Origin of the sequence: Azoarcus taiwanensis, from assembly GCF_012910885.1 — a bacterium.
GTDB lineage: Bacteria > Pseudomonadota > Gammaproteobacteria > Burkholderiales > Rhodocyclaceae > Azoarcus_F > Azoarcus_F taiwanensis.
The window spans coordinates 1-11,035 of sequence record NZ_WTVM01000130.1 but is presented as its reverse complement, the minus strand read 5'-3'; the positions used below and the strand labels follow the sequence as shown (position 1 = coordinate 11,035).

Here is an 11,035-nt window from a genome sequence, read left to right as displayed (position 1 = left end):
CCCACCGCGAGCAAGCCGAGGGTCACCGCAGCCCCCCCCAACCTGTTCAGCACAGCACTCACCGATGCGCCAAGCTCCGGACCGAAAACGTTGTAGAGCAGCCCGCACAAAGTCGCGATGACCAGTGGATTGCGCGAAATTTCCCTCAGCACACCGACCTGGCCATGGCGGGCGAGCATGCCGACCGCCATCAGATTGGCAAACGGCACCATGGCGCCAGCGAGTCCACCCATGACTGCCACGCCCAGCGTGCCGTGGAGCTTGCCGGCAAGCGCAATCCCAATGTAAGTGTTGAAACGATAGGCGCACTGCAGGCGGGAGGCGAAGGCCATTGGGCCAAGCCCCATCAGCGGACGCCCCGCGAGGCCAAGCAGAAAACCGGAGACCAGAACGCAGAGTCCGGCCGCCACGAGCGGGAACATCGCAGCTGCATCGATGCGCACGTTGGCGAGCGCATTGAACAACAAGGCGGGAAACAATACGAAATAGACAAGCTTCTCGACCCCGGGCCAGAACCCGTCCGGAAAGACCACGTAACGACGAAGCAGTGCGCCAATGAGAATCAGCGAAAAATCGGGCAGGAGAAGCAGCAGGCTTTGCATCGGCGAAGCATACCGCAGCGTACGGCCCCCCTTCCAGCCGCGACCGATCTCCAGCCAACCACCGGCTCAGTCAGAATGAATCCGGGCGGGGCCGGCGCTCATCCGCGATCGCTAACGAGAGGCAGCGCCGAAACTCAGTCGTACTTGCGTATGTCGTCGATGACCTTGCCGTCGTTGGCCAGCGACCCAGGGGCAACGAAGCTCACTTCGCCGCGCAACTTGGTCAGTTCCCGAATGCTGGCCGCCACCTCAACCGCAAGGCCATTGTCACCATGGGCGGTTTCACAGTGAAGCGTCATCCGGTCGTTCAGATCCGGGTTGTCGACGATCAGTCGGGCGCGAAGAATCTCTGGGTGCCGCTTGACCACCGCCGCCACCTGCCCCGGATGGACGAACATGCCCTTGATCTTGGTGGTCTGATCGGCACGCCCCATCCAGCCCTTGATCCGGACATTCGTCCGGCCGCAGGGGGATGCGCCTGCCAGGACGGCCGACAGGTCGCCAGTACCGAAGCGAATGAGCGGGTAGTCCGGGTTCAAGGTGGTGACCACCACCTCGCCAACCTCGCCCTCTCCCACCGGATCGCCCGTGCCGGGCCGAACGATCTCGATGATGACATCCTCGTCGGCGATCAATCCCTCCCGCGCCTCGGTTTCGTATGCGATCAGCCCGATATCGGCAGTTGCATAGGCCTGGTAGGCACTGATTCCGCGAGCTGCAAACGCATCGCGCACGCTCGGCGGAAACGCCTCGCCTGAGACGAAGGCCTTGGTGAAGCTCGACTTCACACCCAACTCGTCTGCCTTGTCGAGAATGATGCGGAGAAAGGATGGTGTGCCGGTGTAGGCATTGGGTGCGAGATCCGCGATCGCCGCGACCTGTTGCTCGGTTTGTCCAACCCCGGCCGGAAACACCGTACAACCCAGCGCATGCGCGGCCGTCTCCATCATCGATCCGGCCGGCGTGAAGTGGTAGGAGAAGGTATTGTGAACCAGGTCGCCTTCGCGAAAGCCTGCGGCGAACAGCGCCCGCGCGAGCCGATAGTAGTCGATGCGCGCCGACTCCGGCTCATACAAGGGTCCAGGCGAGGCGAAAACCCGGCGACAGTCTCTCCCCCATTTCACCGCGGCAAACCCGCCGAACGGTCGAGCCGCCTTCTGCAGTTCGAGCAATTCGGACTTGCGAATCACCGGCAAACCCGCGAGCGCCTCGCGCGTGGTCACGCTTTCCGGATCGACCTCTGCCAGAAGCTTCGCAAACGCCGGCGCATTGGCCTTGGCATGCGCGATCTGCGCAGGCAGTCTTGTGAGCAGGTCGCGCTCCCGCTGCTGCGGGTCACGGGTTTCTCTGGTGTCGTAGTGCTTCATGACGTAATCCCAATCGCGAATTCAATAGATTTGCCGTTGCTCACGTGAATGCCGCAACCGCACAGAACCGCGCGGCCACGATCACACGCCTGATTGCCGAGACCGTAAAGCCGGCGCGGGCTGGGGCCGGCACTTACGGTTGATGCGAGGCAAGCCGAGAGGGCATGCGGTGCACGGTTGCAGACCCGCCGACACGCATTGCCCCGAAAAGCGAGCGAGGTACGGCAAACCAAGGCGCGGGACCGCACCGTTCGCTCGCTGCAAACAAGCGGGTCTGCGACACAGACATGTCGTTCCTCGCGCTGCGTTTCAGGAGAGCCAGCGCTTGCGGCGGCGGTAGTGTTTCACGTCGCGGAAGCTCTTCTTGTCCTCACCTGACAAGCCGAGGTAGAACTCCTTGACATCCTCGTTGTTGGCGAGATAGTTGGCCTCGCCCTCCATCACGATGCGACCGTTCTCCATGATGTAGCCGAAGTCCGAGTAGCGCAGCGCGACCATGGTGTTCTGCTCGGCAAGCAGGAAGCTCACCTGTTCCTTGACGTTCAGATCCTTGACGATCTCGAAGATCTCTTCGACGATCTGCGGCGCGAGTCCCATCGACGGCTCATCGAGCAGGATCATCTCCGGCTTGGCCATCAGCGCGCGGCCGATCGCACACATCTGTTGTTCGCCGCCCGAGGTGTAGCCGGCCTGCGAGGCCCGACGCTCCTTGAGGCGGGGGAAGTAGTGGTAGACCTTGTCGAGGCTTTCCTTCAACTCGGCACGCGATATGCGCCGCGTATACGCGCCGGTGAGCAGGTTCTCCTCGATGGTCAGGTGACCAAAGCAATGGCGCCCCTCCATTACCTGAATGACCCCGCGCTTGACCAACTCATTCGGGGTGAGGCTTTCGATGCGAGCGCCCCGGAACTCGATGTTGCCCTTGGTGACGTCACCGCGCTCGGCGCCGAGCAGGTTGGATATCGATTTCAGAGTGGTTGATTTGCCCGCACCGTTGGCACCGAGTAGCGCGACGATCTTGCCCTTGGGCACCTCGAGCGATACCCCTTTGAGCACGAGAATCACGTGATCGTAGATGACCTCGATGTTATTCACGCTGAGGTAGGGCGCCTGGTCGTTCGTCGAAGTGGAAGTAGTCGTGGCTGTATTCATTGTCCTGTCTTCGCCTGTTGTCTCCATCCCACCTCCCCGGTATTACCCAGAGAGAGTCTGCCCCAAGCCTCGTCATGCAAGGTCTCGGGCAGACCTCCCCATGGAAGGGGAAGCCTGCCGTGGAGCGGCGTTGTCCGCTCCACGGTTTGTTGCGATTACTGCGCCGAGCAGTCGCGCGGGGTGATGCCCTTCTCGGCTGCGTACGCTGCGGCCGACTCCTGGATCATGCCGCGCACCAGCTCACGGTCACCCGAGATCCAGTCGGACACGACGGTCCACTTCTCACCGTCCCACTGCTGGAACTTGAGCAGGCCGGAGCCTTCGTGGTCTTCGCAGGTGATCTGCAGGTTGGGCATGAAGCCGTCAGCACCGAGCGCGACCAGACGTGCCTCGTCGATGTTGAGGTTCTCGAAGCCCCAGCGCATCTCCTCGCCAGTCATCGGACGGCCGGTGCCGAACTGCTCCTGAGCGGTGCGGATCGCCTCGACAGTGATGATGCCGTGCACCACGCCACGGTTGTACAGCACGCTGCCGACGCGCGAGCGGTCGGACATGTTGCCGCGGTTGTGGGCGTAGACGTGGGACATGATGTCCTGGATCACGCCGAAGTCGGTGCCTGCCGGGTTGAAGCCCGCGGCGGTGTAGCCTTTGGCGGCTTCACCGGCCGGCACCACATCCTCCTCGGCACCGGACCACCACACGCCGACGATCTTCTCGACCGGGTAGCCGGTACGCGATGCGGTACGGATTGCGGTCGGGTTCATCACGCCCCAGCCCCACAGGATCACGTAGTCCGGGCGCTCACGGCGAATCTGCAGCCACTGCGCCTGTTGCTCGTTACCCGGCGAGGCGACGGCGATCTTGACCACCGAGAAACCGTGCATCTCGGCCAGTCGGTCCATGACTGCATGAGATTCGGCACCGTAAGCGGAGTCGTGATAGAGCAGGCCGATCTTCTTGCCACGCAGGTTCTGCATGCCGCCTTCTTTCTCGCCGATGTAGTTCATGATCGCCGAGGCTTGGTTCCAGTAGGTCGAGATCATCGGGAAGACCCACGGGAAGACGGTACCGTCAGCCGCGTCGGTGCGTCCGTAACCGATGGTGACCATCGGGATCTTGTCTTCGGCGACCCGGTCGAGCACCGAGTAGGTGATGCCAGTGGACAGCGGCTGGAACACCGAATTGCCGGTGGGTCCGCGGTTCTTCATGCGCTCGTAACACTCGACGCCACGCGCGTTGTTGTATTCCGTTTCGCATTCTTCCCAGGTGAGGGTGACGCCATTCACACCGCCGTCACGCGCGTTGATCATTGCCATGTAGTCGATCCAGCCGCCGTAGAGCGCGGCGCCGCTGGCGCCGAACGGGCCAACGCGGTAGCTCGGCAGGCCGATGTACTGCTCCTGTTGCGCGACCGCATGGCCGGCGGTAAATACAGTGGCCACTGCTGCAACGGCCATCAAGGTATTCCTGAGTTTCATGAGTTGCCTCCTCTTTATGTGGTGCTTCGGGTGTAACACAGTCGACCGGCGGCTCGGGATGACCCGCCGGTTACTGCAATCTTAGTGCGGGAACGGCCACAAGCGCAGCTTCTCTTTCGCAAGTTGCCACAGACGGGCCAGCCCGTGCGGCTCGACGATCAGGAAGAAGATGATCAGCGAACCGAAGATGATGAGTTCCATGTTGGACGCCAGGTCGGCGGGCACGAAAGCCCCGATCGAACCGTGGAATGCTACGTTGAGCAAAACCGGCAACAGCACGATGAAGGCTGCACCGATGAATGACCCCATGATCGAGCCGACCCCGCCAATGATGATCATGAACAGGATCTTGAACGACAGGTCGAGGTTGAAACCCTCCGGCTCGACGGTGCCAAGATACATGTAGGCATACAAGGCCCCGGCGACACCACAGTAGAAGGACGAGATCGCGAAGGCCTGCAGCTTGGTGCGCATCAGGCGGATGCCGATCACCTCGGCGGCCACGTCCATGTCGCGCACCGCCATCCACTTGCGGCCAGTCGAAGATCGCACCATGTTCTTGGCAAGCAACGCGAGCACGGTGACGACAGTCAGCGTCAGCAGATACTTCATCTCCGGCGATCGAAAATCGATGCCGAGGATATTGACCCGCTGCGCGGTGATCACGCCGGAACTGGAGTAGTTCGAGAACCAGCCGAACTTGACCAACACCCAGACGATGAAGAACTGCGCCGCGAGCGTCGCCACCGCGAGGTAGAAACCCTTGATCCGCAAGCTCGGCAAGCCGAACAGAATCCCGACCGCCGCGGCACACAAACCACCGAGGAGGATCGCGACCAGGAAGGGCATGCCGTCGATACGCAGCATGAAATTGTAGGTACCGAACGCACCCACCGCCATGAACGCCGCCGAACCCAGTGACAGCTGTCCGGCATAGCCGGTGAGGATATTGAGGCCCAGCGCAGCCAGGCCGAAAATCAGCACCGGGATCAGGACCGCCTGCAGCCAGTACTGATTGGCGATGAAGGGCACGACCAGGAACAGGAACGCCATCAGCGCGACGAACCCGATCTGATCCTGACGGATCGGGAAGATCCGCGAATCCGCTTGATAACTGGCCTTGAACTGGCCGGCTTCACGATAAAACATGTGTTGTCTCCGTTATCTCGTAGTCAGGCCAGCGCGTCAGACGCGATCGATGTGCTTTTCGCCGAACAGACCCTCGGGCCGGACCAGCAGAAAGAGCATTGCCAGGATGTACGGGAACCAGCCCTCGATACCGCCACCGACGAACGGGCCGAGATAGACCTCTGCAAGCTTCTCGGAGGCACCGATGATGAGACCGCCGATGATCGCACCCGGCACCGAGGTGAAGCCGCCGAGAATCAGCACCGGCAAGGCCTTGAGTGCAGTGAAGGTCAGTGCGAACTGCACACCGTTGCGCGCCCCCCAGATCAGGCCCGCGATCAAGGCCACGAAGCCGGCCACACTCCAGACGATGGCCCAGATGTGCTTGAGCGGAATGCCGACCGACAGCGCGGCCTGGTGATCGTCGGCCACCGCGCGCAAGGCCCGGCCGACCTTGGTGTATTGGAACAGCAGCGCCAGGGTGACGAACAGCACCAAGGCGATACCTGCGGCGATGAGGTCGAACTGCGAGATGATCATGTCGAAGTTGTCGAGCAGGAACATCACCGGCACGTCCTCGATACCGAGGTTGAGGCCACGCACATGCGAACCCCAGATGCCCTGCGCCACACCTTCGATGAAGAAGGTCAAACCGATGGTCACCATGAACAGGGTGATCGGCGGCTGGTTAACCAGGGGGCGCAGCACCACGCGCTCGGTAGCGATACCGAGCACGATCATCGACGACAGCGCGAGAATGAAGGCGAGCCAGAAATTGCCCGCTGTACCCTGCGCAAGCCCTGTCCAGCCCGGCAGCACCTCGGTAAAGCCAACGAAGGTCAGCGCAGCAAAGAACACCATGGCGCCCTGGGCAAAGTTGAACACCCCCGAGGCCTTGAAGATCAGCACGAAGCCGAGTGCGACCAGGGCATACAGCACGCCCGACAGCAGGCCGCCGATCAGCACTTCAAGAAAGAAAGTCATTGTTGTCTCCTCTTAATCCTTTGGCCGGGGTCAGTGCGAGGTACCGAGATAGGCGTCGATCACCTTGGGATCGTTCTTGACCTCGTCCGGCGTGCCGTCGCCGATCTTCTTGCCGTAGTCGAGCACCACGACACGATCGGAGATGTCCATGACCACCCCCATGTCGTGCTCGATCAGCACGATGGTGGTGCCGAACTGGTCGTTCACGTCGAGGATGAAGCGGCACATGTCCTGCTTCTCCTCGACGTTCATCCCGGCCATCGGCTCATCGAGCAACAACAGCGTCGGCTCGGCTGCAAGCGCACGGGCCAGTTCGACCCGCTTTTGCAAACCATAGGGCAGTCGGCCGACCGGCGTCTTGCGGATGCTCTGGATCTCGAGAAAGTCGATGACCTCCTCCACCTTCTTGCGATGCTCGATCTCTTCCCGCTGCGCCTTGCCCCAGTAGAGCATGTGGTGCAGAAAGCTGGTCTTCATCATGAGGTTGCGACCGGTCATGATGTTGTCCAGCACGCTCATGCCCTTGAACAGCGCGATGTTCTGGAAGGTACGGGCAATGCCTTGGGAGGCAGCCTCATACGGTTCCATCTTCTGCCGCTGCTGACCACGGAAGATGATGTTTCCCTCCTGCGGGTGATACACACCGTTGATCACATTGAGCATCGAGCTCTTGCCGGCACCGTTCGGGCCGATGATGGCCCGGATCTCGTGCTCGACCACATTGAAGCTGATGTCGGTCAGCGCCTTCACCCCGCCGAAGCGCAGCGAGATGTTCTGCAGGTCGATGACGACGTCGCCAAACTGTCTTGCCATGTCTATGTCTCCCCTCAGGCGGCCTGCTTGCCGCCCTGCGGCGCGAAGGTCTTGACGTCTTCGATGCGCAGGGTCGCGGCGATCTTGCCGGCGCGGCCGTCTTCGTATTTGACTTCGGTCTCGATGTACTGGCTCTGCTTGCCCTCGTAGAGCGCATCGATGAGCACGCCGTAGCGTTCCATGATGAACTTGCGACGCACCTTGCGGGTGCGGGTCAACTCGCCATCGTCGGCGTCGAGCTCCTTGTGCAGGATCAGAAAGCGCTTGATCTGCGATGTGCTCATCATCGGGTCATTGGCGAGATCGGCATTGACCTGCTCGATCCCTTCACGGATCAGGCTGTACACCGCATCCTGCTGCGCGAGATCGGTATAGCCGGCATAGGCCAGCCCTTTGCGCTCGGCCCAGTTGCCGACCGCCTCGAGATCGATGTTGATGAAGGCAGTGACGAAATCACGCTCGTTGCCGAAAGCAACCGCCTCTTTCACATGCTGGAAGAACTTGAGCTTGTTCTCGATGAAGTTGGGCGCGAACATCGACCCGTCGTTGAGCTTGCCCACATCCTTGGCGCGGTCGATGATTTTGAGGTGACCATCTTCATCGAAGAAGCCCGCATCGCCCGTCATGAAGTAACCGTCTTCATTGAGCGACTCGGCCGTCGCGTCCGGCCGCTTGTAGTAGGCCTTGAGCAGCATCGGCCCCTTGACCAGGATCTCGCCGTTGTCAGCGAGCTTGACCTCGACGAAGGGCGCCGGCTTGCCGACGGAGTCGAGCTTGATCTCACCGTCGGGCTGCAGACAGACGTAGGCGCAGGTTTCGGTCTGGCCATACAGCTGCTTGAGGTTGATGCCGATCGAGCGGTAAAAGCGGAACAGGTCAGGGCCGATCGCGGCGCCTGCGGTATAGGCAACGCGGATGCGGCTCATGCCGAGCACGTTCTTGAGCGGCCCATAGACCAGCAGGTTGCCGAGCCAGTACTGGAGGCGATCGCTACCAGAAACCGGCTTGCCATCAAGAATGTCGGCGCCGCAACGGCGGGCCACACCCATGAAATACGAAAAGATCTTGCGCTTGATCGCCCCCGCGTCTTCCATGCGAATCATCACGGTGGTGAGCAGGTTCTCGAACACACGTGGCGGAGCGAAGTAATAAGTAGGCCCGATCTCGCGAAGATCGGTCATCACCGTCTCACCCGACTCCGGGCAGTTGATGGTGAAGCCGGCATACATCGCTTGCGCGAAGGAAAACAAATGGTCTCCGACCCAGGCCATCGGCAAATAGGAGAGGATGTCCTCGTTCTCGCTGAGCTTGTCGAACTCGGTGGCGCCCTTCGCCGCGGCGATGAAAGCGCCGTGGGTCTGACATACCCCTTTCGGCTTGCCCGTGGTGCCGGAGGTGTAGAGCATGATCGAGATGTCGTCGCTCGCGCCCTTGGCGATCTCGGCATTCAGGAAGTCGCTCTGGTTCCGGTCGTGGATGCGACCCATCTCCTGCAGCTCATCCAGCCCCTTGAGCATGGTCTGGGTGTAGTGCCGCATGCCGCGCGGATCGTCATAGACGATGTGCTCGACGAACGGCACGTCGGGCAGGATCTCGAGCATCTTGTCGACCTGCTCCTGATCCTCGACCACGGCGAACTTGATCTCGGCGTCCTGCAACACGTAGGCCATCTCCTCGGCCACCGCGTCCTGATAGAGCATGACCGGAATACCGCCGAGGCACTGGCAGGCTGCAACCGACCAGTACAAGCGCGGACGGTTGTCGCCGATGATGGCCAGTCGATCGCCGCGCCGGAAGCCGAGTTCCGCGAGCCCGCATGCGATCGCACGCACGTTCTCGGCCACTTCAGCCCAATTGTAGGTCTGCCAGATGCCGTATTCCTTTTCGCGCATGGCCGGCCGGTTGGGCCGCACGGCGGCATGGTGCATCAGCAGACGCGGAAAGGTGTCGAGCGCGGCTTGCCCGCTGGTGTCGGACATACCCTGTTCCTCCTTTGGTTTAATCTCCGTACCCCGATCGCCGGACCTTGGTGTCGGCTGTCGGGATCTCGTATTCGCTTTGTCTTTTCTCGCCGTGGAACGCATTGAGCGATCCACGGACGTGCTTTGTGCATCGAGAGTCTCGCAGTCCATGTTTGCGCAACTGTTTGCGCAATGTATCGAATTGTGACAACCTCAAAACGCCTGCCACACAAGCTTCTCGGCGATTTATTCCCTCGACATGACAGCCACGCCAACGGACAACCAGACCTCCGAGCAACGCCGACGATACGACCTGCTTCTGGCAGGGCTCGACTTGCTCGATCAGGCGATCGCCGTGTTCGATGCGACGCCGAAGCTGGTGACATGGAACAAGGCGGTGCTGCGTCTGCTCGACTTTCCGGAGAACCTGCTCAAGGTAGGGCTGCCTTTCGAGGAACTTGTGCGCTTCAACGCCAATCGCGGCGAGTACGGCGAAGGCAACCCGGAGGCGATGATCGCCGAGCGCATGGCGGCGGCCCGCTCGTTCCAGCCCCACTACACGGAGCGCACCCGGCCCAACGGCAGGGTGCTGGCAATACGCGGCGTGCCGATCCCGAACCTCGGCTTCGTGTCCCTATGGACCGACATCACCAATCAGCGCCGCTACGAAGAGGTCATACAGCAACAGAATGCAATTCTCGAGGCGCGAGTCAGCGCCCGCACCCGCGACCTCGAGAACGCGAATACCCGCCTCGCGCACGCGAATGCCGAGATCGACCAGATCGCGGATGCCCTTCGCCGATCAGAGGCACGCTTGCGGCTGATCATCGATTCAATTCCCGCGCTGATCGCCTATGTCGGGCGCGACGAGGTCTATCGATTCGCCAACAAGGGTTATGCGGAGTGGTTTGAAATTGACAAGGACGCGATTGTCGGCAAGACCATCGCCGAGGTATTCGGGGAAAAGGCGTACGCCCAGATTCTGCCTCACCTGCTCAAGGCCAAGGAGGGCGAACGGGTCAGCTACGAGTACGCCAGAACCCTGCATGGCAAACGTACTGTTTACGCACGTAGCGTCGTGGTGCCTGAGCTTGACGGCACAGGTGAAGTGATCGGTTTCTTCGTGCTATCGATCGACATCACCGAGCAAAAGGCGCACCAGGCTGCGCTGATTCAGGCGCAGAAGATGGAGGCCGTCGGCCAGCTCACCGGCGGACTGGCACATGATTTCAACAATCTTCTGTCTGTCATCATTGGCAACCTGTCGGCTTTGCAGGAGCGCTCTCCGTCTGATGATCGCAACAAGGAATTCGTCGCCCCCGCACTTCATGCGGCGCAGCGAGGCGCAGAGCTGATCAAGCGGCTGCTGACCTTTTCCCGGCGTCAGGCGCTCGAGCCCAGCGCGGTGGAAGTCAGCGCGCTGGTGCAAAACATGCTTCATCTTCTCACCCGTTCGCTGCCTGAGAACGTCGATATCCGCACCCGACTTCCGGATGAGCCAGTCTACGTTTTCGCCGACCCCCACCAGCTCGAGAATGCGCTGCTCAATC

At 61.2% G+C, this 11,035-nt stretch carries 9 protein-coding genes; 1 reads left to right on the top strand and 8 read right to left on the bottom strand.

What is annotated here, in order from left to right:
• The 8 genes from GPA21_RS16430 to GPA21_RS16395 all read right to left on the bottom strand — a co-directional run.
• The coding region (locus tag GPA21_RS16430) for an AEC family transporter (RefSeq protein ID WP_168989207.1) at positions 1-602 on the bottom strand (602 nt) is incomplete at its 3' end.
• A 134-nt stretch (positions 603-736) separates the two neighbouring features.
• Positions 737-1,969 carry a phenylacetate--CoA ligase family protein gene (locus tag GPA21_RS16425; protein WP_168989206.1) on the bottom strand — a complete coding sequence of 411 codons (1,233 nt, stop codon included), beginning with the start codon at positions 1,967-1,969 and terminating at the stop codon, positions 737-739.
• A 309-nt stretch (positions 1,970-2,278) separates the two neighbouring features.
• Positions 2,279-3,121, bottom strand: coding sequence for an ABC transporter ATP-binding protein (locus tag GPA21_RS16420; protein WP_168989205.1), 843 nt, complete (start codon positions 3,119-3,121; stop codon positions 2,279-2,281).
• A 155-nt stretch (positions 3,122-3,276) separates the two neighbouring features.
• Positions 3,277-4,599: an ABC transporter substrate-binding protein gene (locus GPA21_RS16415; RefSeq protein WP_168989204.1), complete on the bottom strand. Its 1,323-nt coding sequence runs from the start codon at positions 4,597-4,599 to the stop codon at positions 3,277-3,279.
• Positions 4,600-4,680: 81 nt separating this feature from the next.
• Positions 4,681-5,748: a branched-chain amino acid ABC transporter permease gene (locus GPA21_RS16410; RefSeq protein ID WP_168989203.1), complete on the bottom strand. Its 1,068-nt coding sequence runs from the start codon at positions 5,746-5,748 to the stop codon at positions 4,681-4,683.
• Between the two features lie 36 nt (positions 5,749-5,784).
• The gene (locus GPA21_RS16405) at positions 5,785-6,711 is read right to left on the bottom strand and encodes a branched-chain amino acid ABC transporter permease (RefSeq protein WP_168989202.1); all 927 of its coding nucleotides are present in this window, start codon (positions 6,709-6,711) and stop codon (positions 5,785-5,787) included.
• 30 nt (positions 6,712-6,741) lie between these two features.
• The gene (locus GPA21_RS16400) at positions 6,742-7,524 is read right to left on the bottom strand and encodes an ABC transporter ATP-binding protein (protein ID WP_168989201.1); all 783 of its coding nucleotides are present in this window, start codon (positions 7,522-7,524) and stop codon (positions 6,742-6,744) included.
• Positions 7,525-7,538: 14 nt separating this feature from the next.
• On the bottom strand, positions 7,539-9,503 hold the full coding sequence (locus GPA21_RS16395; RefSeq protein WP_168989200.1) for an AMP-dependent synthetase/ligase: 1,965 nt from the start codon (positions 9,501-9,503) through the stop codon (positions 7,539-7,541).
• Between the two features lie 241 nt (positions 9,504-9,744).
• Here GPA21_RS16395 and GPA21_RS16390 point away from each other — a divergent pair.
• Positions 9,745-11,035 (top strand): PAS-domain containing protein (locus GPA21_RS16390; protein WP_168989199.1); only part of this gene is annotated, 1,291 nt, incomplete at its 3' end.

What these genes read in the sequence shown, in the direction of transcription:
- GPA21_RS16425 (WP_168989206.1), bottom strand. Translation starts at nt 1,969, where the DNA reads ATGAAGCACTACGACACCAGAGAAACCCGTGACCCGCAGCAGCGGGAG.
- GPA21_RS16420 (WP_168989205.1), bottom strand. Translation starts at nt 3,121, where the DNA reads ATGAATACAGCCACGACTACTTCCACTTCGACGAACGACCAGGCGCCC.
- GPA21_RS16415 (WP_168989204.1), bottom strand. Translation starts at nt 4,599, where the DNA reads ATGAAACTCAGGAATACCTTGATGGCCGTTGCAGCAGTGGCCACTGTA.
- GPA21_RS16410 (WP_168989203.1), bottom strand. Translation starts at nt 5,748, where the DNA reads ATGTTTTATCGTGAAGCCGGCCAGTTCAAGGCCAGTTATCAAGCGGAT.
- GPA21_RS16405 (WP_168989202.1), bottom strand. Translation starts at nt 6,711, where the DNA reads ATGACTTTCTTTCTTGAAGTGCTGATCGGCGGCCTGCTGTCGGGCGTG.
- GPA21_RS16400 (WP_168989201.1), bottom strand. Translation starts at nt 7,524, where the DNA reads ATGGCAAGACAGTTTGGCGACGTCGTCATCGACCTGCAGAACATCTCG.
- GPA21_RS16395 (WP_168989200.1), bottom strand. Translation starts at nt 9,503, where the DNA reads ATGTCCGACACCAGCGGGCAAGCCGCGCTCGACACCTTTCCGCGTCTG.